The sequence below is a fragment of the Novosphingobium sp. BL-S-24 genome, from assembly GCF_055521575.1.
In genome coordinates, this window is sequence record NZ_CM145488.1 from 612,080 (window position 1) to 635,442 (window position 23,363).

General features: G+C 62.9%; 22 protein-coding genes and 2 tRNA genes. 11 read left to right on the top strand and 13 right to left on the bottom strand.

The annotated features are described in order from the left end of the window. Nucleotides 1-14 precede the first annotated feature (14 nt). The 5 genes from atpD to ACZ1JM_RS08135 all read left to right on the top strand — a co-directional run bounded on the left by atpD (nucleotide 15) and on the right by ACZ1JM_RS08135 (nucleotide 5,273). The gene (gene atpD, locus ACZ1JM_RS08115; protein WP_465134326.1) at nucleotides 15-1,472 is read left to right on the top strand and encodes a F0F1 ATP synthase subunit beta; all 1,458 of its coding nucleotides are present in this window, start codon (nucleotides 15-17) and stop codon (nucleotides 1,470-1,472) included. Nucleotides 1,473-1,476: 4 nt separating this feature from the next. After that, the gene (locus tag ACZ1JM_RS08120) at nucleotides 1,477-1,734 is read left to right on the top strand and encodes an ATP synthase F1 subunit epsilon (RefSeq protein ID WP_465134327.1); all 258 of its coding nucleotides are present in this window, start codon (nucleotides 1,477-1,479) and stop codon (nucleotides 1,732-1,734) included. Between the two features lie 136 nt (nucleotides 1,735-1,870). Continuing rightward, a complete protein-coding gene (locus ACZ1JM_RS08125) occupies nucleotides 1,871-2,179 on the top strand; it encodes an I78 family peptidase inhibitor (protein ID WP_465134328.1) in 309 nt (102 codons plus the stop codon). A gap of 205 nt (nucleotides 2,180-2,384) precedes the next feature. Then, the gene (gene leuA, locus ACZ1JM_RS08130) at nucleotides 2,385-4,052 is read left to right on the top strand and encodes a 2-isopropylmalate synthase (protein WP_465134329.1); all 1,668 of its coding nucleotides are present in this window, start codon (nucleotides 2,385-2,387) and stop codon (nucleotides 4,050-4,052) included. 273 nt (nucleotides 4,053-4,325) lie between these two features. Further along, nucleotides 4,326-5,273 (top strand): NAD(P)H-dependent flavin oxidoreductase, encoded by a 948-nt coding sequence (locus ACZ1JM_RS08135; protein WP_465134330.1) that lies wholly within the window; start codon nucleotides 4,326-4,328, stop codon nucleotides 5,271-5,273. A 47-nt stretch (nucleotides 5,274-5,320) separates the two neighbouring features. Here the strand turns inward: ACZ1JM_RS08135 and ACZ1JM_RS08140 are convergent, their stop codons facing one another. From ACZ1JM_RS08140 to ACZ1JM_RS08155, 4 genes are read right to left on the bottom strand one after another with little or no spacing between them, the layout of a single operon-like run. Beyond that, complete coding sequence (locus ACZ1JM_RS08140; protein ID WP_465134331.1) at nucleotides 5,321-6,496, bottom strand: acyltransferase family protein; 1,176 nt, start codon at nucleotides 6,494-6,496, stop codon at nucleotides 5,321-5,323. 1 nt (nucleotide 6,497) lies between these two features. Continuing rightward, a complete protein-coding gene (locus ACZ1JM_RS08145; RefSeq protein WP_465134332.1) occupies nucleotides 6,498-7,214 on the bottom strand; it encodes a GDSL-type esterase/lipase family protein in 717 nt (238 codons plus the stop codon). A gap of 58 nt (nucleotides 7,215-7,272) precedes the next feature. Beyond that, nucleotides 7,273-8,052 carry a hypothetical protein gene (locus ACZ1JM_RS08150; protein ID WP_465134333.1) on the bottom strand — a complete coding sequence of 260 codons (780 nt, stop codon included), beginning with the start codon at nucleotides 8,050-8,052 and terminating at the stop codon, nucleotides 7,273-7,275. Nucleotides 8,053-8,065: 13 nt separating this feature from the next. Continuing rightward, on the bottom strand, nucleotides 8,066-8,512 hold the full coding sequence (locus tag ACZ1JM_RS08155) for a flavodoxin family protein (RefSeq protein WP_465135015.1): 447 nt from the start codon (nucleotides 8,510-8,512) through the stop codon (nucleotides 8,066-8,068). Nucleotides 8,513-8,630: 118 nt separating this feature from the next. Between ACZ1JM_RS08155 and recJ the strand changes: the two genes are divergently transcribed. From recJ to ACZ1JM_RS08170, 3 genes are all read left to right on the top strand, one after another. Next, nucleotides 8,631-10,418: a single-stranded-DNA-specific exonuclease RecJ gene (recJ, locus tag ACZ1JM_RS08160; RefSeq protein WP_465134334.1), complete on the top strand. Its 1,788-nt coding sequence runs from the start codon at nucleotides 8,631-8,633 to the stop codon at nucleotides 10,416-10,418. Between the two features lie 92 nt (nucleotides 10,419-10,510). Beyond that, nucleotides 10,511-10,585, top strand: a tRNA-Glu gene (locus ACZ1JM_RS08165). 41 nt (nucleotides 10,586-10,626) lie between these two features. Further along, a tRNA-Glu gene (locus ACZ1JM_RS08170) sits at nucleotides 10,627-10,701 on the top strand. 20 nt (nucleotides 10,702-10,721) lie between these two features. Here ACZ1JM_RS08170 and ACZ1JM_RS08175 read toward each other — a convergent pair. From ACZ1JM_RS08175 to ACZ1JM_RS08195, 5 genes are all read right to left on the bottom strand, one after another. Continuing rightward, nucleotides 10,722-11,885: a glycosyltransferase family 87 protein gene (locus ACZ1JM_RS08175; RefSeq protein ID WP_465134335.1), complete on the bottom strand. Its 1,164-nt coding sequence runs from the start codon at nucleotides 11,883-11,885 to the stop codon at nucleotides 10,722-10,724. Between the two features lie 65 nt (nucleotides 11,886-11,950). Beyond that, a complete protein-coding gene (locus ACZ1JM_RS08180) occupies nucleotides 11,951-12,685 on the bottom strand; it encodes an SDR family oxidoreductase (RefSeq protein ID WP_465134336.1) in 735 nt (244 codons plus the stop codon). Then, entirely contained in the window at nucleotides 12,682-14,004 is a 1,323-nt protein-coding gene (locus tag ACZ1JM_RS08185; RefSeq protein WP_465134337.1) for an FAD-binding oxidoreductase, read from the bottom strand. Before ACZ1JM_RS08185 ends, ACZ1JM_RS08180 begins: the two co-directional genes overlap by 4 nt. Continuing rightward, nucleotides 14,004-14,408 carry a GtrA family protein gene (locus ACZ1JM_RS08190; RefSeq protein WP_465134338.1) on the bottom strand — a complete coding sequence of 135 codons (405 nt, stop codon included), beginning with the start codon at nucleotides 14,406-14,408 and terminating at the stop codon, nucleotides 14,004-14,006. The genes ACZ1JM_RS08185 and ACZ1JM_RS08190 overlap by 1 nt, the downstream gene beginning before the upstream one ends. A gap of 35 nt (nucleotides 14,409-14,443) precedes the next feature. Beyond that, entirely contained in the window at nucleotides 14,444-15,817 is a 1,374-nt protein-coding gene (locus ACZ1JM_RS08195) for a UbiA family prenyltransferase (protein ID WP_465134339.1), read from the bottom strand. Between the two features lie 142 nt (nucleotides 15,818-15,959). Between ACZ1JM_RS08195 and ACZ1JM_RS08200 the strand changes: the two genes are divergently transcribed. Next, entirely contained in the window at nucleotides 15,960-16,838 is an 879-nt protein-coding gene (locus tag ACZ1JM_RS08200; RefSeq protein WP_465134340.1) for a Rossmann-like and DUF2520 domain-containing protein, read from the top strand. 7 nt (nucleotides 16,839-16,845) lie between these two features. On the opposite strand, the gene ACZ1JM_RS08205 is transcribed toward ACZ1JM_RS08200, so the two are convergent. Both ACZ1JM_RS08205 and ACZ1JM_RS08210 read right to left on the bottom strand, forming a co-directional pair. Beyond that, complete coding sequence (locus tag ACZ1JM_RS08205) at nucleotides 16,846-17,580, bottom strand: extensin-like domain-containing protein (protein WP_465134341.1); 735 nt, start codon at nucleotides 17,578-17,580, stop codon at nucleotides 16,846-16,848. Between the two features lie 46 nt (nucleotides 17,581-17,626). Further along, on the bottom strand, nucleotides 17,627-17,827 hold the full coding sequence (locus ACZ1JM_RS08210; RefSeq protein WP_465134342.1) for a hypothetical protein: 201 nt from the start codon (nucleotides 17,825-17,827) through the stop codon (nucleotides 17,627-17,629). A gap of 176 nt (nucleotides 17,828-18,003) precedes the next feature. On the opposite strand from ACZ1JM_RS08210, the gene ACZ1JM_RS08215 reads away from it, so the two are divergent. Then, entirely contained in the window at nucleotides 18,004-18,897 is an 894-nt protein-coding gene (locus tag ACZ1JM_RS08215; RefSeq protein WP_465134343.1) for an alpha/beta fold hydrolase, read from the top strand. A gap of 113 nt (nucleotides 18,898-19,010) precedes the next feature. On the opposite strand, the gene ACZ1JM_RS08220 is transcribed toward ACZ1JM_RS08215, so the two are convergent. Continuing rightward, entirely contained in the window at nucleotides 19,011-20,531 is a 1,521-nt protein-coding gene (locus ACZ1JM_RS08220) for an amino acid permease (protein ID WP_465135016.1), read from the bottom strand. A gap of 118 nt (nucleotides 20,532-20,649) precedes the next feature. Between ACZ1JM_RS08220 and panB the strand changes: the two genes are divergently transcribed. Further along, a complete protein-coding gene (gene panB / locus ACZ1JM_RS08225) occupies nucleotides 20,650-21,525 on the top strand; it encodes a 3-methyl-2-oxobutanoate hydroxymethyltransferase (protein WP_465134344.1) in 876 nt (291 codons plus the stop codon). Here the strand turns inward: panB and ACZ1JM_RS08230 are convergent. Further along, a complete protein-coding gene (locus tag ACZ1JM_RS08230) occupies nucleotides 21,522-23,300 on the bottom strand; it encodes a tetratricopeptide repeat protein (RefSeq protein WP_465134345.1) in 1,779 nt (592 codons plus the stop codon). The two genes, panB and ACZ1JM_RS08230, sit on opposite strands and share 4 nt — an antisense overlap. Nucleotides 23,301-23,363 lie beyond the last annotated feature (63 nt).

The window sequence follows — 23,363 nt, forward strand, 5'->3', positions numbered from 1 at the left end:
GCAAGGAAACCGAAATGGCCACTGCACCCGTGCTTAACCTCACCACTACCGGCAAGATCAGCCAGGTCATCGGCGCTGTCGTCGACGTGACTTTCGAAGGCGAACTGCCGGCTATCCTCTCCGCGCTCGAAACCGAGAACAACGGCCAGAAGCTGGTGCTCGAAGTCGCTCAGCATCTGGGCGAAAACACCGTTCGCACCATCGCCATGGACGGCACTGACGGGTTGACCCGCGGTCAGGACGTCAAGAGCACGGGCAAGCAGATCTCGGTGCCGGTGGGCCCTAAGACGCTTGGCCGCATCATGAACGTCGTTGGCGATCCCATCGACGAGCGTGGCCCGATCGGCTCGGACATGTTTGCGCCCATCCACGCCGAGGCTCCTGCTTTCATCGACCAATCGACCGAAGCGTCGATCCTCGTCACCGGCATCAAGGTGATCGACCTTCTCGCCCCTTACGCGAAGGGCGGCAAGATCGGCCTGTTCGGCGGCGCAGGCGTTGGCAAGACGGTTCTCATTCAGGAACTCATTAACAACATCGCCAAGGGGCATGGCGGCGTTTCCGTATTTGCGGGCGTCGGTGAACGTACGCGTGAAGGAAACGACCTCTACCACGAGTTCCTCGACGCAGGCGTTATCGCCAAGGACGCCGAAGGCAACGCCACGTCCGAAGGTTCGAAGGTCGCGCTCGTGTTCGGCCAGATGAACGAGCCCCCGGGCGCCCGCGCTCGCGTTGCTCTCTCGGGCTTGACCATGGCGGAATACTTCCGTGACCAGGAAGGTCAGGACGTTCTGTTCTTCGTGGACAACATCTTCCGCTTCACGCAGGCGGGCGCTGAAGTGTCGGCTCTGCTAGGTCGTATTCCTTCGGCGGTGGGTTACCAGCCTACCCTATCGACCGACATGGGCCAGCTACAGGAACGGATTACCTCGACGACCAAGGGATCAATCACCTCGGTCCAGGCCATCTACGTTCCCGCCGACGACCTTACCGACCCTGCCCCTGCCGCGTCGTTCGCTCACTTGGACGCGACGACCACGCTGAACCGCGCGATCTCGGAATTGGGCATCTACCCGGCAGTCGACCCGCTCGACTCCACCTCGCGCGTGCTTGAGCCGCGCGTCGTTGGTGACGAGCACTACCAAACCGCCCGCCGCGTCCAGGAAACCCTGCAGAAGTACAAGTCGTTGCAGGACATCATCGCGATTCTGGGGATGGACGAGCTTTCTGAAGAAGATAAGCTCACCGTCGCGCGCGCTCGCAAGATCCAGAAGTTCCTCTCGCAGCCATTCCACGTCGCGGAAGTCTTCACCGGCATCTCAGGCAAATTCGTGCAGCTGGAGGATACCGTGAAGTCGTTCAAGGCGGTCGTGGACGGTGAGTACGATCACCTTCCGGAAGCTGCCTTCTACATGGTCGGCGGAATCGACGAAGCAGTCGCCAAGGCCAAGAAGCTGGCCGAGGAAGCCTGATCCGATGCCGTTGCACTTCGAACTCGTCACGCCTGCGAAGCTGGTCCGCTCCGAGGAGGTCCACATGGTGGTCGTCCCCGGCACGGAAGGCGAGTTCGGCGTGCTGGCGGGCCACGCGCCCTTCATGTCGACCATCGCCGATGGTGCGTTGAAGGTCTACAAGACCGAGAACAGTGCGCCTGAAGAAATACGCATAACGGGCGGGTTTGCCGAAGTGGGTGATGCTGGTCTGACGGTACTGGCTGAGCACGTCGAAGGCTAATATCCAGTTCTAACCTGATTGAGGGGCGTTATCGATTTGCGATAGCGCCCCTTTTTCATGCTAGTTTCCGGGCAACACAATTGAGTTGCAACCCGTTCAGGTTGGTGATGGTAGCGTGATCGCAAAGGAGACGTCTGTGCATCCAACAAACCTTCTCGCCGCTCTCGGTTTCACCGTTTTCCTTGCAGGTTGCGCCACGAAGCCGCTTTCGGATGACGCTACGGTGACCACACCTACGGCCGCGACGTGTGGGTCTGACAAGGTGGCCACGTATGTCGGGCAGAACGCTTCGGATGCCGTGATTGCGGCCATCACTGAAAAGAGCGCAGCGAAGGCCGTGAGAGTGATCCGCCCCGACACGATGGTCACCATGGATTTCAGGCCTGACAGGCTGAATATCGATGTCGACGCTGGCGGCATCATCACGGGCTTGCGCTGCACCTGAGCATCGCGCGCCGATAGATTGCCTCTTTACATCGCGCGCCTGCCCCCTCATACGCGGCGTCATGGACCAGCTTCTCGGCCTTACCCTGCGACTTATCCGCCCTTGGGCGTAAGATGACGCGTCGGCTTGTGGCGCGCTCGGCGCTCAAGGGGACCTGACTAGATCACATCAGTTTGCAGACGAATTACCGAGCGAGACAATTCCCATGACCATGCTGAAAGACCCTTCGGCCAAGTACCGATCGTTCCCGCAGATCAATCTGCCCAACCGTCAGTGGCCATCGCAGGTCATCACCAAAGCGCCACGTTGGCTGTCGACCGACCTGCGCGATGGCAACCAGGCCCTGATTGATCCGATGGGTGCGGAAAAGAAGACCCGCTTCTTCGACCTGCTGGTCAAGGTAGGCCTCAAGGAAATCGAGGTCGGTTTTCCGAGTGCCGGGGCAACCGAGTTCGACTTCATTCGTGGCTTGGTTGATAACAACCGCATCCCCGATGATGTTCTGGTGCAGGTCCTCACCCAATCGCGACAGGACCTGATCGAACGCTCTTTCGACAGCCTCGCCGGGGTGCATGCGGCAATCGTCCATCTGTATAACGCGGTGTCGCCTTTGTGGCGTACCGTGGTGTTCGGCATGGAGCAGCACGAGATACGCGGCATCGCGGAAAGCGGCGCCAAGGTCTTGCGCGATCAGGCGGCAAGGTATCCGCAGACCAAGTGGCACTTCGAATACAGTCCAGAGACGTTCTCCACCGCCGAACTCGATTTCTCGATCGAGTGCTGCGAGGCGGTGATGAATATCCTGCAGCCGACGCCGGAAAATCCGATCATTCTCAATCTGCCCGCTACAGTGGAAGCGGCCACTCCCAACATCTACGCCGATCAGATCGAGTATTTCTGCCGCAACCTGCCTAATCGCGAGAGCGCGGTGATCAGCCTGCATACGCATAATGATCGCGGCACCGGTGTTGCCGCGGCGGAGCTTGGCCTGATGGCCGGGGCCGACCGTGTCGAGGGTTGCCTGTTCGGCAATGGCGAGCGCACCGGGAACTGCTGTCTGGTTACGGTGGCCCTTAACATGTACACCCAGGGCGTGGATCCCAGCCTTGATTTCTCGGACATCGATGAAGTCATCCAGACTGTTGAATACTGCAACCAGCTGAAAGTCGCGGAACGTCACCCCTACGGTGGCGAGCTGGTATTCACCGCGTTCTCTGGCTCCCATCAGGACGCGATCAAGAAGGGCTTTGCCGCCCAGGAAAAGCGCAACGACGAAATCTGGGCCGTTCCTTATCTTCCGATCGACCCCGCCGATCTGGGCCGCAGCTACGAGGCGGTGATTCGCGTCAATTCGCAGTCGGGCAAAGGTGGGTTCGCCTGGGTTATCGAGCAGGATCAGGGCCTGAAGCTGCCAAAGCGGATGCAGGCGCATTTTTCGAAGCACGTGCAGGAACTGGCCGACGAACTGGGCCGGGAATTGCAGGCCGGCGACATTTGGGAAGTCTTCCAGCAGGCGTATCGCCTTAATGGGAAGCAGCGGTTCCAGCTGATCGACTGGGACGAAGGCAAGGCCGCTGACGGTGCTCGCGTTTTTGCCGGAAAGATCGGCGTGGATGGGGCCGAGCGTTCGGTGTCGGGCAAAGGCAACGGTCTGATCTCCTCGGTCACGGCCACGTTGGCGGAAAGCTTTGGCGTGCAACTCGACGTTCGCGATTATGCGGAGCATTCGATGGGCAACAGCACCGATGCTCGGGCCGCTGCCTACGTCGAATGCACCTTGCCCGATGGCCGTACGGTCTGGGGCGTGGGCATCGACGAGGACGTGGCGACGGCCAGTGTCAGGGCGGTGTTGAGTGCCGCCAACGCGGCCTGATCGGCCAGCGACATTTTTTTCAGACATGGGCTCGACCAGAAATGGTCGGGCCCTTTTTTTGTATTCGGATACTTTAGTTGATGAAATGCATGCCAAAGCCGGTGTTTGCGAGGAGCAAAAACATCGCGTCGGAAAACCGATGGACGGGGCCTCGCCGCTTTTACCGCGATTCGACGATGTAGGAAAATGCGGCAGCGCGGCGGACGCCTTGCTCGACAGCAGGGAGTGGTCCAGCTACCCCTCCCTCAATTACACCCTTAAACCGGAGTCACGATGTTCCGTAATCCGTTGTTCGATGGCTTGCGCCTGCCGGTGATCGCTTCCCCGATGTTCATCGTATCCAACCCCGATCTGGTCATCGCGCAAGTCCGTTCGGGTATCGTCGGCAGCTTTCCATCGCTCAACGCCCGTCCGGTCAGCCAGTTGGACGAGTGGTTGCACCGGATCACGGAGGAAACGGCGGGGCTCTCCGCGCCTTTTGCGGTCAATCTTATAGTCCACCGAAGCAATCTGCGGTTGCAGGAAGATCTGGCGGTGCTCGAAAAGTGGAAAGTGCCGCTCGTCATCACGTCGCTGGGCGCCAACCCTGAAATCAATGCGGCCGTGCATAGCTGGGGCGGTTTGGTGATGCACGATGTCATCAACGACTTCTTCGCCCGCAAGGCCGTGGAAAAGGGCGCGGATGGCCTGATCGCCGTGGCTGCCGGAGCCGGCGGCCACGCCGGACAGCAATCTCCCTTCGCGCTGATGCAGGAAATCCGCGCGTGGTTCGACGGGCCGATTGCCCTGTCCGGAGCGATAGCCTGCGGGCGTTCTATCCTGGCAGCTCAGGCGATGGGAGCGGACTTCGCGTACATCGGCACCCCTTGGATCGCGACACCGGAAGCCAACGCGGTAGAGAGCTACAAGCAGGCGATCATCGATGGTTCTGCGGCCGATATCGTCAATTCCAGTCTGTTCACCGGCGTTCATGGCAATTACCTGCGCGCCTCCATCGTTGCCGCCGGGATGGACCCGGACAACCTGCCCGAAGGCGACAAGAGCCAGATGAACTTCGGCTCTGGGGGCGATACCGCCGCCAAGGCGTGGAAGGACATCTGGGGTGCGGGCCAAGGCATCGGCGCGATCGATGCGGTTATGCCGGTGGCAGAACGGGTCGAGCACCTTTGCGCGCAATACGCCGCCGCGAAGGCGGAATTGACCGGCCGACTCGGCGGATAAGAAGACCGCTCCGAAGGCTGTTTGCCCAGTGCTGCAGCCGTGATGTCCTACGTACCGGCCGGTAGCGCACCAAGGTGCCCAGCCGCCTTTTCGCGTTCAATCGCCAAGGCGCATCGATGGCGCCCATTGAGCAACAGTGACAAAAAGGCAGATCGACGCACCAGGATGCGATGAAAGCCGTACGAAATCACTCCGCTGGCGGTAACGACCATCCCGAACTCCAACCAGGGGTGCCAGACCAGTGAACTCATCGCCAGCTGCGCCACGAATATCAATGGCAGATGCAACAGATAGATCGTGAACGAGGCATCGGATATGTCGCGTACCAGCCGGGGCACATGGCGGATGCGCAGTGACGAACGCAAGATCAACGCGGAAGCAGCTGGCGGACACAACGCTGCACCGAAGTTGGTGAGTGGGACTTCCACAGCGGAAAGATCACTTACCAGGCCGAGCGGCCCAATCCCGAGGTGCCAGATTGCGTAGGCGCACACGATTGCGGACACGATTGCCAGCGGCAACCGGATGTCGGACGTCACCGCATCGAGCAAGGCCGCACACCGCGACAGAGCGAACCCGGCCATAAACAGCGGCGCATAGCCGAGGATCAGCCGCGCTTGCAAAAGTGTCGACATGTAGTCTGGCGGCGAAAATTGCCCGACTGCGTGGCCGGTCAGCGTCATCAGAATACTGGTGAGAGCCGCCACGCCGAGGAGCGAGCGCAATTGCCACCGGTATGGTGTGACGACTGCCGCTTCGAGCCTCGCGAAAATATCGTAGCGGACATCGAGCCGGTGCAGCCAATAGGCCAGACCGCTGTACAGCAGCAGCGCGATCAGGAACCAGAAATGATACCAGTCCCCGAGTACGGGTATGCGGTGCGCTTCCGGATTGGCCAGGATCAGGAACCCCATCAGCGGGGATAGCACGCCGATCCCGAACACGGTCGGAATACCGATCTGGGTCATTCGATCCCGCAGCCAATGTTCGCCTGCTGCCCTGCGGCGGAGCGCCTTACTGCTTAGGAAACCCGAGATCAGAAAGAATACGCCCATCCGAAACGCGTGCGAGACGTTGGCGATGAAAGCCATTTCGGGTAGTTGTTCCAACCCGATGGTGCCATGGGTGAGAAGGCCGCCGAGCATGAGAGCGGCGCGCCAGGTGCATAGACCCTCGATCCGTTGGGTCGGCATGGCTTGGCCCCCGATTGCCCCCTCGCTCATGCTAGACGTTTTGTGGCTTGCATACCCTCGGCTCGGATGCCGAGATCTGCGTATCTATGGCGGAATGAATGCCGCGTGCCATTATCTGGTAGCCTGCAGCGTTGAGATGGACGCCATCCGGCACGTAGAAGTCTCCAGGTCGGCCATTCACCATGAACCGATGGGCAACATCCACGAACACAAGGTCGCGCGAACTGGCGGCGATGGCTTCTGCCTCTCGGTTATAGCGGCGCTGCTGATCGAGGAAATCAAGGCGACCCGGGCTTGGTTTGATGGAAACGACGAAAGTCCGTGTTGCACCATATAGCTTGCGCTTCGTTGCGATGATCTGCCGCAGCTGGTTGACGGTAGCATCGGCGCCAAGACCGTTGGCAATGTCATTATCGCCCAAGTAAAGAACGATCGCGCGTGGTTTTGGGCCGATCGGCTCATTGGCGAACATCTGAGCGACCTCCTGGATCGTGGCGCCATCGACCCCGCGATTATAGGCAGTCCATGGCACCATGTCGCCTGACAGTGCGGTCCACTTATGCATCGTGGAACTGCCGACGAACCATAGTGCGCAAGGTCCGCCTGTTGCCTCTGGAAGCCGCGCAAAGCGTTCAGCCACTTTCTGGATGGCGAACCAACTGGCGATGACGGCGACGAAAACCAGCGCAGCCATGGAGAGCTTGCGCAATTCAGATGCGATACCGGCTGGATGGTCAGGTGTAGCCATGATGCCCCGGATAGGGTGATAGCGTAACCGAAGGGTTAAACTACGCCACGCCAGTCCATTAGCGTTCGCGCCAGACCAGCAGCAGGTTACCGACGTTCGATGGTTCGGCCAACAGCGCATCGGGGCCGTTGCCGATCCGGGTGGGTTGCTCCATGCGTCCGTGGCGGATGAGATGGTCGATCAGACGTGCGGCCAGCTTCAGTGCATCGTCCGGGCTTTCGCCTGCCCTGCCCTCAAGCTGAAGTTCCTGTCCGATGAAGTGGGACAGTCCGTGGCTAACGATGCCGCCGGATGGATTGGCGTTCAGCCTCGTCAGCCCACGGGCCGGAAATGCGCCGCCTGACATCCAGTTCAGCACCATGTTGGAGAAATAGCGCGGCTCCATCAGCGTGCCTGCCGGTCCCCAGATGATCGCGGCAACTGGCAGGTTTAGGACCAAATTCGCGGCCAGTCCTGCCATCGCCCGCAGAACCGGCATTAGTGCCGCCCCTGCCGCCACGTGCTCTGTGGGAACCAGTTCCATCGCCTCATGACACGCGGCGGCGAACGGCGCTTCGAACCCGAAGCTTTGTTGTGTCGCGATAGTGCGCGCCGGCGCCGCCGGAGCCAGGCCGCGAAGATCGAAGGTCAGCCCCCCGGTCAGCAGTTCGAGGCAGCCAGTCTCCGCTTCAGGCACATGGCTCACTCGTGCCGACTGCCCGGCGATTTGCGCGGACTCCACCAGTCCTGCCATTGCCGCTGCGGTAGGCCGCTCCCCTGCCGGAAAAAGCAGGAAGAAGCCGGTGCTTTCACGCGCTTGCACTTGCCCCGAACAGGGCAACGTTTCCGGCTGGTTCATCGTCACGGTCCCCCTAGAATATGCCGAGCGAAAGCCCTTCGGCCATTGCTTCGCCAAGTTCGCGGCATTTGTCCAATTCCTCGTCAGCCAGACTTTTGGGTGCAAGAATGGCGTCAGGTTCCTGCGCGCCGAGGTTGACGATCAGCGGATCCGCCACCCGTCGCAACCTCCAGCCGGTGACGATCCGGTCCAGCTGGGCCTGTGCGCCGCGCCCGTCAGACCCCGCCGCGATCGCGCTGGCGTAGGCCCGCCCCTCTACCTGAGCCAGCAAAGGGTAATAGCAGCGATCGAACATTTCCTTCATCATGCCGCTCATGGTGCCGAGGTTTTCGGGGCAAACGAAGACATAGGCCCTCGCCCCCAGCAACTCCTCCGGTGCCGCATCGATGGCGGGAACGAGCCGCACCGCGTCAGGCCCGCCTCCTGCCCCGGCGGCACCGGCATGGATCGCTTCTGCCATCGCGCGCGATGCACCCGTGCGGCTGTGCCAGACTATCGCGAGCACGGCTCGATCCTCCTTCTGTCCCCCATCACACCGGGCCTTTCCGTTGCCGTGCGGGTGGAGTAACGCAAGCCCCATGGAATCACGATCCGCAAGCGTTTTCGGGATCGACCGGTCATTGTCGGGCAAGGCCTGGCGCTGGCGCGGCGGCAATATGGATTTGAGCGAAGGACCCGCCGGGCTGGAGGATGACATCGTCACCCAGCTGCTGCTGTCGCGCGGAGTGGCGCGAGACGATCTGGAGCGTCATCGCAGCCCTTCCCTGCGGGCATTCCTGCCCGACCCTTCCGCTTTCCGCGACATGGACGCCGCCGCCGAACGGATCGCGCAGGCGGTGATGACCGAGGAGACGGTGACGGTCTATGGCGATTACGACGTAGACGGCGCAACCAGCGCGGCGCTGCTGATCCTGCTGCTGCGCGAACTGGGCCACGATGCGCGGTACTACATCCCCGATCGCCTGCTTGAAGGCTACGGCCCGTCCGGCGAGGCGCTGGTGCGGATCGCGGCGGAAGGGTCCAGCCTGATCGTCACCGTCGATTGCGGCGCAATGGCGCACGAGGCGTTGGACATGGCGCATCAGGCGGGCGTCGACGTCATCGTGGTGGACCATCACAAGTGCTCCCCGGAGCTTCCCCGCGCCGCGGCTCTGGTCAACCCAAATCGCCTGGACGAAGGCGAGCTGGCGGCGGGCCACGGGCATCTGGCGGCCGTGGGCGTCGCGTTCCTGCTGGCCGTGGCGACCGTGCGGACCCTGCGCCGACGCGGCTATTTCGAGACCCGGCGCGAGCCCAGCCTGTTCCCGCTGCTCGATCTGGTGGCGCTGGGCACGGTGGCGGACGTCGCCGCGCTCCACGGCCTTAACCGAGCCTTGGTGGCGCAGGGCCTCAAGATCATGGCCAAACGAGAGAATATCGGCATGTCCGCCCTGATCGACGCCAGTCGTCTGGGCCGCGCGCCGACCTGCAGCGACCTCGGCTTTGCGCTTGGCCCGCGCATCAATGCCGGAGGCCGCGTAGGCGAATCGACGCTCGGCGTTCGGCTGCTGACCACCACCGATGCGGACGAAGCACAGCAGATCGCCGCGCAGCTTTCCCGCCTCAACGACGAACGCCGCGCGATCGAGCAGGCAGTGCAGGAAATGGCTGACCTCCAGCTGGATCGCCAGCACAACCGCGCGGTGATCGTGGTGGCGGGCGAAGGCTGGCATCCCGGCGTGATCGGCATCGTCGCCGGACGGCTGAAGGAAAAGACCGGCAAGCCCGTCCTGGTGATCGCGCTGGACGCTGACGAGGCAGGAAACGGCAAAGGGTCTGGCCGCTCCATCACGGGCGTGGACCTCGGCGCCGCGATCATCGCCGCACGTGAGGCAGGATTACTGGTGGCTGGTGGCGGCCATGCCATGGCGGCCGGCCTGACGATCGCACCCGGAAAGCTGGAGGCACTGTCGGACTGGCTGGACGGCCATCTGGCGGCGGACGTCTCGAGAGCGAGCGCGCACCAGTCAATGCTGCTCGACCTTGCCCTGTCCCCCGGCGGCCTGACTCCGCAGTTGGTCGATACCCTGGAAAGCGCGGGGCCGTTCGGCATGGGCTGGCCCGGTCCACGCGTGGCGGTAGGCCCGGTGCGGATCGTCAAGGCGGACGTGGTCGGCAACAACCATTTGAGGTTGATCGTCAATGGGCCGGACGGCGGGCGGTTCAAGGCGATGGCGTTCCGCTCCGCCGAAACCGAGATGGGTCAGGCGCTGCTCCACGCTGCACAGGGTCGCCGCCTGTGGCTGGCCGGGCGCGCGAAGATCGATGACTGGGGCAGCCGTCCGCAGGCCGAACTGCACCTCGACGACGCGGCTTTCTGCGACTGAAAAAACAATGTGAATTTTATCGCGGCACAGGGGTTGACCACCCCGCGGACCCCCGCTAGAGGGCCGGTCCTGCCTCCGGCGCAACCCGGTACGGCCCCTTCGTCTAGCGGTTAGGACGCGGCCCTTTCACGGCTGAAACACGGGTTCGATTCCCGTAGGGGTCACCATCGGTTCTCTTGAACTGACGGGTGCAAGCAAATGGCTCCATGGCCCCTTCGTCTAGCGGTTAGGACGCGGCCCTCTCACGGCTGAAACACGAGTTCGATTCTCGTAGGGGTCACCATCTCACCAAAGCTTCGACTATCACGCCGGTTGATCCGCGCCTTCGCGTGCGAGTGTTCGGTAGGTGAGAAAGAACAGCAGCAGCATCACCGGTGCGATGATCGATACTGTCGAGCCGCTTTTTTGCGTACCGGTAACGATCGAGGTTGCCGCCGTCGCCCACAGGGACGCGACCATTCCGTATCCGCTGACAATCCACATCAGCATCATCAGCATCGCGCATTGCCTGCCGTTTGCACGAGCAAGAATGTCCGGCACGATGAAAGCCAGCCCCACCCCAAGAATGGTCAGGTCATAATCATAGCCGTAAGGGCTTATGCAGACCGATGCCGCACACGCCAGCGCTGCCAGGCGATTGTGCGCCACGTTTGCAAGGGAAGCGCGTCCCAGAATTACCAGCGCCGCCAAGGCACTCACTACCTGGCATGCCATCGCCACCGAGGCGGGCGCACCCCAGCTATAGGCCGCGGCATAGACGGAATTCATGCGGAACAGGGGATAAAGTCCCTCCGCCAGAAACCCGCTCGCCTCGTTCACGGCGATGCGAAAGTCGATCCATATTGTGGGACCGTAGCAAATCGTGCTTACCGCCATCAGCAGGCCAGCTACGCCAGCGGCAACTATCAGCATTGACCAGCGACGTCGGATCAATGCCAATAAAGTTACGGCAATACCGAGATGCGGTTTGATCATCAGGATGCCTAGCGGAAGCCCCGCCTTTGGATGATGGTCCCGAAACAGCAGCAGGAAAGCTCCCATCAGCCCCCCGATCAAAAATCCATTTTGCCCGACAAGCAGATTGATCATCAAGACGGGCGCGAGCGCTATCAGAACACCTGGTAACCACACTCCGGCAATCCGACGCAAGATCCAGAGGTAGAAGGCAAAACTTGCGAGGACGAATATGAGAAAGGCCATGCCAATAGGCATTCGAACCGCCATAATCTGCATAAACATCGTGAATGGCGGAGGGTAGGTCCACGGCATGAAGGTGTCGGTGCCGGTGAACGCCTGTTGCGCTGCCAGCATCGTATCGAAATGGTATGCCTCCGACGCGCGTCCTTCGCCTGCCAACTTTCCGGCGATGTAGAAGGCGTTGAAATCTGGCAAGACTTTTGCCGGACCAAACAGCTCAGGTATGTGTAAGCGCAGCGCAGCTATTGCCGCGAGCAGAATGCCGATCATGATCAACGCTGACAACAGCAGCCTGCTGCTGCCCAGATGCCCGGCGGTCGGAGAGCGCACCGCCGTCACAGCTTGGTTTTCTTGAACACGCTTTCCGGCAAGCCGCGGATGGCGGTCATCACCGCGCGCCAGACGGGCTTCACATAGACGACATCGCGGCGCTTTTCAGCAGCGGCATAGACCGCGTCCGCGACTTCGGCAGGTTCCGCGGTCAGGCGAGCGGGAAGGTCCATCTTCTCGGTCATGCGCGTGCGCACGAAACCGGGGATCACGGTCACCACATGGACGTTCGTCGTGGCCAGACGATTGCGCAGGCCGGACAGGAATGCCGTGTATCCCGCCTTGGCCGACCCGTAGACATAGTTGCTGGCGCGCCCGCGTTCTCCCGCGACCGAGCTGATGCCGATCAGGGTGCCGCTCCCCCGGGCTACGAAGCGTTCGGCGAGAAGCCCGGTGATGAGCGCAGGCCCTTCAAAATTGCTGCGCATCACCTGCGTGGCGGCATCAAGGTCGCGCTGGGACACATCCTGATCGCCCAACAGGCCGACCACGCACACCGCCGTCTCCGGCATCGCCGGAAGTCCATCCACGAAAGCGGCGAAGCTGCTCGTATTCAGAAGATCGAGTTCATGGGTCGTCACTGGAACATCGTGGCGCAACGCAATGTCCGTAGCATCACCGGCCAGCGACGCGGCGTTGCGCGCAGCAAGCTGAATCGGATGCCCGGCAGCAGCGAAACGATGCGCGATGGCGAGGCCGATGTCGGAACGGCCCCCCAGGATCAGGACAGGATCTTTCACAACTTCAGTCTTTCAGCTTGGGCGGAGTGGAACGCGGCCAGATTGCGGCGTTGTCGCAGGGCATGGAAATCAGCGATGCGCGGATCGGAGCGGGCGAAAGTCTCGGCGCTCATCCGTGCGTCCTTGGCGAGGTAGAAACGCCCGCCGTGGTCCAGCACGATCGCGTCGAGCCGGTCCATCAGCGCGAGCGATCGGGCGCTGGCCGGAAAATCGAGCGCCAGCGTATATCCTTCGCACGGGAACGAGATCGGCCCATCGTCGGCGCCCATGCGTTTCAGCACTGCCAGAAACGATCCCTGCCCGCTTGCGCTGATCGCCTTCAGAAGCGCCGTCAGCCCCGGCTTTGCCGAGGAGGTGGGGATCACACACTGGAACTGGGCAAAGCCTTTGCGACCGTACATCCGGTTCCAGTCGAGCACTGCATCCAGCGGGTAGAAGAAACTGTCCCACCCGACCAGTGCCTCGCCCCGGGTCCCGGCGGCCTTTGCGCGGTTGTAATAGAGCGCGTTGAAAGCCTTCACCGTCAGGCGGTTGAGCACGATGCCGGGCGCATCGAACGGCAGCCGCACATTGCGCCCGCTCGGGATCGCGAATGGATCGTCGCGTTTAGACCCAATATCCGCAAGCCGCGCATGTTCGCCCAACATCACAGCGGATCGGCCAAGGTCGCTGCCGCCCCGCAGGCAATCGATCCAGGCGACCGAATACGTGGCATCCGCATGCTCGTCGAACAGGGCCATCGCGGTGGAAAGGTCTTTCGCGGGAAGTGTCGTCTGCCGGATCCAGCCGCTTTCGACCTTGCGCAGACGGAACGCCACCCGCACGATCACGCCGGTCAGCCCCATGCCACCGATGGTCCAGGCGAACAGTTCGGCATCTTGTGTGCGGCTGCAGCGGCGCATCTGCCCTTGCGCGTCGAGCACCTCCAGCCATTCGACATAGCGACCGAAGCTGCCCTCACCGTGATGGTTCTTGCCGTGCACGTCGGCCGCCACCATCCCGCCCAGGGTGACGAACTTGGTGCCCGGGGTGACGTAGGGAAACCAGCCGCGCGGCAGGAACACAGAGATCACGTCCGCCAGCAGCACGCCCGCCTCGGTGACGAGCACACCGTGCGCTTCATCGAATGACACCATGCGGTTGAAGCGCCGCATGTCGATCGTTCCGGCGGGCGCCAGCGCGCAATCACCATAACCGCGCCCATTTCCGCGCGCGATCATCGGCCCTTTCGCCGCAGCCTCGCGCAGATCGTCCTCCGTGCCCGGAAGGTGGACACGGCACTCCATGCGCGGAAACCGTCCCCATCCGGACAGCAGCATCAGGCGGTCCCCAGTCCCGTGGCGGAAAACACGAAGCGGCGATCGAGACGGTACTTGATATAATAGCCCACCGAAAGCCCCAGCACGCCCCCTACTTCACGCGCCAGCGTGGTACCGAACGCTAGCCAGAAGGCTGTTTCGGTGCCCCAGAAGATGACGGTGGTTGCAATGCCCATCACCACATAGAGCGAAAACCGCCTGGCATGTTCGTCCACGCCGCTGGAACGGTCGAAGAAGATCCAGCGCTTGTCCAGGATGTACTTCAGAACCAGCCCCGCCCCCGTGCCTGCCACCAGGGCAACGCCGAAGGTGATCCCGGTCGGAAGCGGCAGAACTGCTATCACCAGCCGCTGCACCAGAAGGTTGGCGAGCGTCGCGGCTATGGCGAAGGCGATGTACCGCATCGCAAGTCCATGCGCGCTCACAGGCTCATGTCCGCTCACAGAAACGTCGCGGCGGTCGCGAGGGCCACGACGGCGAGGCCACACAGCTGGCTCACCCGGTCGCAAGCCGCGAAAACGAGGGGGTCGTCATGCATTTCGCCCCGCTGGGTGAGGATCGCGACGCGGCTGTTCCAGAACAGCAGTACCAGGCAGATTCCCCATAGCACTTCAGGGCGGCTGTAGAGCCGCATCACCGGCTCGGACTGTGTGTAGAGAGCCAGTACCATGACCGATACCATGCCCGACGCGGTGACGATGTTGCCCACCACCGACAGATCGCAAGCGCGGTATCCGCGACCGTTGAGCGCCACCATGCCCGAAGCGATGGCGTCGACCAATTCCGCCTGTCGCTTCACGGCGGCGAGCGAAAAGAAGAAGAACGTGGAAAACGCCAGCAACCACATGGAACAGGGCACGCCAGCGGCAACACTCCCCGCGAGAATGCGCAGGGTGTACAGCACTGCGAGCATGCAGATGTCGATTACGACCAGACGCTTGAGCTTGAACGAATAGACCGTCGTGGCCGCGAAATAGAGCGCCAGCATTCCCAGCATTTCCGGCCCCGAAAGCAATGCCAGCAATATCCCCGCCGATGCCAGCGCCGGCATCATCACGGTGCCGTGCATCACGCTGACCGCACCCGACGCAAGCGGTCGGTTGCGCTTTCGCGGATGGAGGCGATCGGCGCTGAGATCGAGCAGATCGTTCAAGATATAGGTGCTGGACGCGATAAGGCAGAACGCCGCGAACCCCAACAATGCCCCGCTGATCGCCCCGACCGTCAAGTCATGCGCGGCAATCATCGGCACGAACAGCAGCAGGTTTTTCAACCACTGGTGCGGCCGCAGGAGCCGCAAGTGCGCCGCGAACCCATGACTTAGTTCGTTTTCGTTCGCGGCTTCGGGGACCGGGATCAGGCCGGTCACGCCATCGACGGCAATCTCACCACCCAGTTCGGCATAGCCGCCCTGGCCGTAGACTCGCGCGAAATGCCGGTGCCGTTCGGCCTTTCCGGCGATCCCGCCATGAACTTCATCAAACAGGCCAAGGTACACCGCAACCGCTTCCGCAACGTCCTGGTCGTGATCGGATACCAGAGCGACCCGCCCGCCCTGCCTCCGCCACTCGTCGACCGATGCCAGAGTGTCCGCGCAATATGTAAGCCGTCCGGGATTGGTGAGCGAGGATGCCGCCAGATGACGATGCAGGTCCTGCCTTGAGGCCGACCGCTTCAATGCGCGAACAGGCGCCGCCCATCCCATCGCGGCTGTCAGCCAGAATCCCTCGATCACGCTTGGCGATCCCTTGACGATCCGTTCCAGCCCCACGATCAACACTGCGTCGTTGCGGTTCCAACCAGCAGCACTCATGCAAAAAGTCCCCAAAGGCGCGCTCGGCCGTCAGGAGATGGTTAAGGTTAATTTGCTAATATTGTGTTGAAGCGGCGCGGTCTGGCGCTTGCTGGAGAGTTCACGATGGCTTGCCTTGTCAGGGGGCGCTAGGGCCTGAGTCATGACCGGTTCGGCACCCTTTTCGCGCGTTGGCATCATCGGAACCGGCCGCGTCGCGCGCGCACTGGCACTCGGGTTGGCCCCGCATTCACGTGCACCAGTCATGATCTGGGGACGCTCCCCGCAAAACACCGTCGCTGCAGCGAAGGCCATTCCCGCGTCGGAGCCATCCCCATCGCTACAGGACCTCATCAGCGGCTGCGACGTCATCATCATCGCGGTGGCGGATGATGCCATACCCGACGTCGTCGAGCACATGGCGCGCATAGCCAGATGGGACGGCAGTCCTTTGATCGCGCATGTCAGCGGGGCGAGCGGCTTGCAGGTTCTGGACAAGGTGCGCGAACGAGGCGCGCTGACTGCCGCGATCCATCCGGCGATGACCTTCACTGGCGATCCCGCCGCAGAGGTTGCGCGCATGAGGTCCGCGCGCTTTGCCGTCTCAGCCTCAACCCCTGCGGCGTCCGCCCTTGCGCGGCAGCTTGTCGAGGCACTGGGCGGCACGGCAGTGGACGTGCCGGACGAGGCGCGAGCGCTCTACCACGCGGGGCTGTGCCATGCGGCCAATCACCTGGTTACACTGATGAGCGGCGCGTTCGATGCCCTGCGTGCGGCTGGCGTGGACGAGCCTGCTCCCCTTCTCGCCCCCTTGGTTCGGGCCGCGTTGGAGAATGCCCTGGAGCGCGGGTTCGATGCGCTGTCCGGGCCTGTTCTCAGAGGCGACGCGGCAACCCTTTCGCGCCATAAGGCTGCGATGATGGCGGATTGCCCGACCCTGCTTCCCCCTTACAAGGCGATGGCGGTGGCCACTGCCGACGAACTCACGCGGCGGCGGCCAGAAGCAGACCTGACTGCGGTTCGCGCCGCTCTGGACGACTGAGCAGCGATCATCGGCACGCGGTCCAGCCGGAGCCACGGCTTGCCTGATCGAGGTGGAGATGGTCGGCATGAGCGGCGTTGTAGTCGGGTGACAGCACCGTGGAAAAACTGGTGCAGGCAGCATCGCGCACCTGATGGAGAAACGCCGCAGCATCTCTCCCCAAGGCGCCCTTCGCCTTCCAGTTCTTGAACACGGAGATGCGCCGTCCATCGGCCAGCACGAACGCGGAGATGTCGATCGCGTTACCGGTCGCATGTTCGCTCCAGTTGCCCTTGTCCCCCCCGCCAATCCGGCGACAATTGGCCGTGCCCAGATGCTCGACGCGGACGACCCGGCTGCCGAGCGTCGCTTCGGCTGCGGGTTGCACCCCGTTGCGCAGCCACCATGCCAGACCGGCGTCGATGGCGCAGGTCGCCTGTGCGCCCCGCGGTCGGAGCGCAACATCCAGAGCGGCTGGCGCGGCCAGCACCTTGCGGTCGGCGCGGCGGCAGGTTCCCTCGCCCGCAAGGGGGAGCGCAGTGATCGCGATGTCGCTGCGCTCAAGGAAAGCGCGGCATTGCTCGCGGTCGTCGCGCAAGGCAGCCAGCTTGCGCGACGTGGTCCAGCCCGCTCCATCGCCCAGGGTCAGGGGTGCCCAAGGGTCATGCTGCGGATGATCGCGCAGCCAGCTGCGACCGGCGACGACAATGCAAGCGGCGAGCAGAACGATCAGGGCAATACGATCGAGGGGAGGAAAAGCCATGCGGACATAAGCCGTCCGCAAGAAGATCGTTTCAGGCGTCGGAGCTTCAGGAATCCAGCATCGCAAAGATCGCCCATGCCAGACCTGTCGCAGCCAGAAAAAGCGCCCAGGACCAGTAGAACCCGTGTCCGCTGATAAAGACGTGCTCGATGGCGAGCATGCCGCCTCGCGATCCGGTCGATCCGATGACGCCTGACACAAGCCACGTCAGCAGTGCCCCCGGTATCAAAGCTTTTATGAATGCCATGGCGTTTTGCCCGCACCGGTTGATGTTAGAGCAAGTCTGCCACGCGATCGTTAATGACGCCTTATCGCGCATGCCTCTCGCCTTGTCCTGCCCGCGCCACGCCGTGACGATTGTGCAGGATGGCAGCGGAACGTCGCGAATTGCCCTGCACTATCAGCGTTGAAGGAGATTTTTCGATGACGATGATCCAGACGCGCGACGGCACCAATCTGCGGGTGAAGACCCTTGGGCAAGGCCGACCCGTAGTATTGCTGCACGGTTGGCCACTGTCCGCCGATTCCTGGGACCCGATCATGATCGCGCTGGCCGAAGCTGGTTTTCGCGCCATCGCCTATGATCGGCGCGGCTTCGGACGGTCTGACCAGCCTCCCACGGGTTACGACTACGATACTTTCACGGACGATCTCGCCGACGTGATGCAAGCGTCCGGGGCCACTGATGACATTGCCCTCGTTGGCTTTTCGATGGGTGGTGGCGAGATCGCGCGGTACATGTCCCGCCATGGCGGCCGCGGGGTCAGCCAGGCGGTCCTCATTTCCTCGGTTGTGCCGTTCATGCGCCAGACCGACGACAACCCTAAAGGCGTGCCCGAAAAGACCCTTCAGGAAATGACGGACGGAATGAAGACCGATTTCCGCAAGTTCTTCACCGGCTTTTTTAAGGACTTCTACGGCGTTGGCCTATTGAGCCATCCCGTGAGCGACGAGGAACTGCATTGGGCCTGGCAGACCGCCATGCAAGCCGGGCAATACGCCACGCTTCAGGCGGCGGCGGCCTTTGGCAATACCGACTTTCGGCCGGACCTAGCGCACTTCAATGTTCCCACGCTGGTGATCCACGGCACGGCGGACGCGACGGTTCCGATCGAGGCCACGGGCCGGGTCGTCGCCGCTCAAGTGCCCTCGGCCGATCTGGTCGAGTACGAAGGCGAACCGCACGGCGTCTTCGCCACCCAGACCGAGCGGCTGGCCAACGACATCATCACCTTCCTGAACGGCGAGAAGATCGAAGCGCGCCAGGGCATGGTCGATGCGATGACAGCAGAGACGCTTGCCATGGGGCGCCTTTAACCCCTGTTGGCGATACTGTGGATAATGTCGGCATAGGCCGGCATGAGCAGTGGACAAAAAAAGGGGAGTGCCTCGCGGCGCTCCCCTTTTTTATACAGACATCTTCGCCCGCGTCAGAGCGGCGGAACCGGCTGCGGCGGGACATCCGCGTCGGTTTCGGGAACGTCGATCACGCCCCGCCCCACATGGCTGCGGCTGCGGCTGTACGCGTAATAGACGATCAGCCCGATTACCGCCCAGCCGATGAACAGCGAAATCGTGTGGAGCGAAAGGCTGAAGAACAGGTAGATACAGCCTATAATCGATAGCGGCGCGACCACCTTCACCAGCGGGGTGCGGAAAGGCCGTTTGCGGCTGGGGTCCGTGCGGCGCAGCACAAGCACGGCGATCGATACCGCTCCAAACGCGAACAAAGTGCCCGAGTTGGAAACGTCTGCCAGCAGGCCGACCGGGAAGAAAGCGGCAAACAGCGCCACGAACACACCGGTCAACATGGTGATGACGTGCGGGGTGTGGAAGCGCGGGTGAACCTTCGAGAAAAACTCGGGCAGCAGGCCGTCACGGCTCATCACGAAGAAGATGCGGGTTTGCCCGAACATCATCATCAGGATGACCGATGGCAGCGCGATGATGGCTGCAGCGCCCACCAGCCAGCCCACGAAGGGATAGCCCACCTGGCGCAATGTCCAGGCGAGCGCTTCCTTAGAGCAGACGACCGCGTTATCCTGAATGGACTGGCACGCCTGTGCCAGTGCCGGGGTGCCGGGCGAAAGCGCTTCACCGCCGGGGCCGAACACCGGCTGCGCGCCCACGGTGCCGATCACACCGGCGGCAACGAGAACGTAAAAGATCGTGCAGATCGCAAGGCTGCCGATCAGGCCGATCGGCATGTTGCGCTGTGGATTCTTTGTTTCCTCCGCCGCCGTCGACACCGCATCGAACCCGACGTAGGCAAAGAAGATCGAGGCCGCCGCGCCGGAAATACCCGCAAATCCCAGCGGCGCGAACGGCGTGAACTGCCCGCTTTTGATCACCGGGATCGTCAGGGCGGCGAACATGATCAGCGCGAGGATCTTGACGCCGACCAGCACCGCGTTGACCGTGGCGCTTTCCTTGGTACCCTTGATCAGCAGCGCGGTAACCAGTGCCGCGATTACCATCGCCGGCAGGTTGATGATGCCGCCATCGAACGGTCCACGCACGAATTCGAGCGGGATATTCAGATTGAAACTGGTGTTGAGCCAGCCGATGAAATAGCCCGACCAGCCTACCGACACGGCACCGGCGGCGATCGCGTATTCCAGGATCAGCGCCCAGCCCACCATCCAGGCTACCGTCTCGCCCATGACCGCATAGCTGTAGGTATAGGCGGAACCTGAAACCGGGACCATGGCCGCCATCTCTGCGTAACAAAGGGCGGCCACGGCGCAGACGAAACCGGCAATGGCGAATGAGACCATCATGCCGGGGCCGGCCTTCTGTGCGGCCTCTGCAGTGAGAACGAAGATACCGGTGCCGATGACGGCGCCGATGCCCAGCATCGTAAGCTGGAAGGCCCCAAGCGACCTGTGAAGGGATTTTTTCTCTGCCGTCGCCAGAATGGCGTCCAGCGGCTTTACGCGTCCGAACATTATGTGGACCCCTGAATTCGTTTATGGCGGAAGGCTAGCGGCAAGCGGGCCTTTGGCAAGGGCCAACGCACCGTGTTCCCCCAGCTTTGCATAGTTGGCCCAGCACGCTAGAAGCGATTGCATGTCAACGACTTTCCAGATCGACACGGCCACCAGCCGCGCCAACCCCACCCCCGCGCCGATGAAGCGCCTGACGATCCCCGCCATTCGCCGCCGCAAGGTGGATGGAACGACGGCGGAACCGATCGTGATGCTCACCGCCTACACCGCGCGGCAAGCCCAGTTGCTGGACGAACATTGCGATCTGCTGCTGGTGGGGGACAGCCTGGGGCAGGTGATCTACGGCTTGCCATCCAGCGTTCCCGTCACGTTGGAAATGATGATCGCCCATGGCGCAGCGGTCGTGCGCGGCAGCTATCATGCCGCCGTCGTGGTAGACATGCCTTTCGGGACGTACGAGCAATCGCCGCAGCAAGCCTTTGAAAATGCGGCACGACTGCTCAAGGAAACCGGTTGCGCGGCGGTGAAGCTGGAGGGCGGCGCGGCGATGGCACCCACGGTTGCGTTCCTGTCCGAGCGCGGCATCCCGGTGATGGGCCATATCGGCCTGACCCCGCAGGCGGTGAACGTTCTGGGCGGTTACAACGCGCGGGGCCGCAGCGATGCGGAAGCGCAGAAGATCGTCACCGATGCGCGGGCACTGGACGATGCGGGGGCGTTTTCCATTGTCATCGAAGGCGTGGTGGAACCCATCGCGATCGAGGCGACGCGCGCAATCTCGTGCCCGTCGATCGGCATTGGCGGTTCTGCCGAGTGTGACGGGCAAGTCCTCGTCACCGAAGACATGGTCGGCATGTTTGAACGCGTTCCCCGTTTCGTCAAACGCTATGCCGACGTCGCCAGCGTGATTGCGCGGGCCGCCGCCGACTACGCATCCGAAGTGCGCGCCCGCAGCTTCCCCGGCGTGGAGCAGACCTACCAGCCCAAAAAGGCCTAGCGCGCGTCCATTCTGGCTCGTGCAGCAGCGATCATCGGCGTCACGCCCATGATCGCCTCCGCCTTGTCGAGCAAGGCGCGAGCCTGGCGTGGCTGCGTTCCGGCCATTGCCTGAACGTATCCCAGCATCTGCGCCGCCTGCGGGTTGGATCGTTGCAGGCGATAGGCGTCGGTAGCCGCGGCAAGCGCCGCTTTGCCGTGGCCCGACCGCTGGTTCACCATGGCGATGTCGAGCAGCAGGCGCACGTCGCGCTGGCCTCCGTTCGCGCGCAGCCAAGCGAGAATGGCGCCCGCACGGCGCATATCGCCTTCGTGGATCTCCAGTTGCACGGCGGCCTGCAGCACCGCGCGGCTGGTCGGGCTCTGGCGCAAGGTCCCCTCCACCAGATCACGCATCCCGCCCCAATCTCCCGCTTTGGCATAGGCATCGACCCGGCGCACAAACAGATCTTCCGGCATGCGTATTTCCGCCGCTTGCGCGTAAAAAGCCTGAGCCTGAGCGGCCCTGCCCTGCCCCAGTTGCACGTCGCCCGCCATCGACCGCGCATCGTACGAACCGGGGGCTGAGAGCATGGCGCTGTCGGCGGCAGACTGGGCTGCCTGCATCGCACCGTCCTGCAGCCGGTCGCTCACCCCACCACCATGGGCCAGAATGCGAAAGCCACGCATGTCGGGCATCGCGGCACGATCCAGCAGTTCCCCCGCCCGCTGCCGGTCGCCGAGCATTTCCCACGCCCGCGCCACCGTGGTCAGCAGATAGGGAGAGGCGCGGTCGGCTTCGATGTCATCGGCGAAACGCTGCGTCGTGTAACGATACTGCCCGGATAGCGTCAGGGCACGGGCCAGCAGTTCACGACCGTGCATGTCGTCCGACCGGGCGCGAAGGAGGTCTTCCAACGCCTCTGCAGCCGCCGCGTAGTTGCCGCCTTCCAGTTCGACCACCCCGCGCAGCATTTGTACCCCCGGCACGTCGTCCAAGGCTCCCCTGGTGCGCGCCAGCAGTCCCCGAGCCAAGACGTAATTGGATGCCCGCGCGGCGATCACCGCCTGGAGGTAATAGGCGCGCGGATTGCCGGGGTTGAGTTCCAGAACCCGGCGCGTGATGGTCACGCAATCGCGCGCACGGCCCAGTTCGCCCAGCGTAGCGGCGTATTCCAGCAGCACCGGCACGTCCGTGGGATCGACGACGATGGCGCGCTCGAACCACGGGATACCGGCTTTCAGTCCATACCGATCGCGCACCAGTTGCCCGCGAAACTCCAGCGCGCGCACGTTGTCCGCATCGAACGACAGCGCGCGGTCCGCTGCTTCTATCGCCAGCGTGTGCTCGCCACCGGCATAGCGCAGCCGCCCGATCTCCACCCATAGTGCAGCATCGCGGGGAGTGATCGCCAGAGCGCGATCGAACGCACGCCCGGCGGCGGGCAAGCGTTCCTGCGCCATCTCCACTTTGGCAAGTGTGCGCCAGCCGAGGGCTGCGGTGCCCGGCGAAAACCGCGCGCCCTCCAGCCACGCCCGCGCCCGATCCGGCAGGTCCTGCGCCAGCATCGCCTCGCCCATCAATGCGTTGACGTCGGGCGCGGGCACTCCCTGCTCCAGCGCAGCACGCAGTTTCATCTCTGCGTTGATGCCATCACCACGGCGCAAGGCTCGCCGGGCCTGATGGATCAGTTCCTGTCGCGGAGTGGCGGCTTGCGAACCGCCATCCCCGCGAACATAGACATAGACGAGCACAGTCGCCAGGAACGCCAACGGCACCACCGCAAGCGCGATCAACCACGGGCCGCCGATCCTTCGCTGCCGGCGCGCGTGTCTGCGGCGTCGGCGCGGGACAGGCCG

Coding starts and splice junctions, on each gene's coding strand:
- ACZ1JM_RS08210 (WP_465134342.1), bottom strand. CDS start 17,827: ATGGCATTCATAAAAGCTTTGATACCGGGGGCACTGCTGACGTGGCTT.
- ACZ1JM_RS08120 (WP_465134327.1), top strand. CDS start 1,477: ATGCCGTTGCACTTCGAACTCGTCACGCCTGCGAAGCTGGTCCGCTCC.
- ACZ1JM_RS08150 (WP_465134333.1), bottom strand. CDS start 8,052: ATGAACCAGCCGGAAACGTTGCCCTGTTCGGGGCAAGTGCAAGCGCGT.
- panB (WP_465134344.1), top strand. CDS start 20,650: ATGTCAACGACTTTCCAGATCGACACGGCCACCAGCCGCGCCAACCCC.
- ACZ1JM_RS08195 (WP_465134339.1), bottom strand. CDS start 15,817: ATGAGTGCTGCTGGTTGGAACCGCAACGACGCAGTGTTGATCGTGGGG.
- ACZ1JM_RS08175 (WP_465134335.1), bottom strand. CDS start 11,885: ATGATCGGCATTCTGCTCGCGGCAATAGCTGCGCTGCGCTTACACATA.
- leuA (WP_465134329.1), top strand. CDS start 2,385: ATGACCATGCTGAAAGACCCTTCGGCCAAGTACCGATCGTTCCCGCAG.
- ACZ1JM_RS08215 (WP_465134343.1), top strand. CDS start 18,004: ATGACGATGATCCAGACGCGCGACGGCACCAATCTGCGGGTGAAGACC.
- ACZ1JM_RS08135 (WP_465134330.1), top strand. CDS start 4,326: ATGTTCCGTAATCCGTTGTTCGATGGCTTGCGCCTGCCGGTGATCGCT.
- ACZ1JM_RS08140 (WP_465134331.1), bottom strand. CDS start 6,496: ATGAGCGAGGGGGCAATCGGGGGCCAAGCCATGCCGACCCAACGGATC.
- atpD (WP_465134326.1), top strand. CDS start 15: ATGGCCACTGCACCCGTGCTTAACCTCACCACTACCGGCAAGATCAGC.
- ACZ1JM_RS08185 (WP_465134337.1), bottom strand. CDS start 14,004: ATGCTGCTGTCCGGATGGGGACGGTTTCCGCGCATGGAGTGCCGTGTC.
- ACZ1JM_RS08190 (WP_465134338.1), bottom strand. CDS start 14,408: ATGCGGTACATCGCCTTCGCCATAGCCGCGACGCTCGCCAACCTTCTG.
- ACZ1JM_RS08145 (WP_465134332.1), bottom strand. CDS start 7,214: ATGGCTACACCTGACCATCCAGCCGGTATCGCATCTGAATTGCGCAAG.
- recJ (WP_465134334.1), top strand. CDS start 8,631: ATGGAATCACGATCCGCAAGCGTTTTCGGGATCGACCGGTCATTGTCG.
- ACZ1JM_RS08155 (WP_465135015.1), bottom strand. CDS start 8,512: ATGGCAGAAGCGATCCATGCCGGTGCCGCCGGGGCAGGAGGCGGGCCT.
- ACZ1JM_RS08205 (WP_465134341.1), bottom strand. CDS start 17,580: ATGGCTTTTCCTCCCCTCGATCGTATTGCCCTGATCGTTCTGCTCGCC.
- ACZ1JM_RS08200 (WP_465134340.1), top strand. CDS start 15,960: ATGACCGGTTCGGCACCCTTTTCGCGCGTTGGCATCATCGGAACCGGC.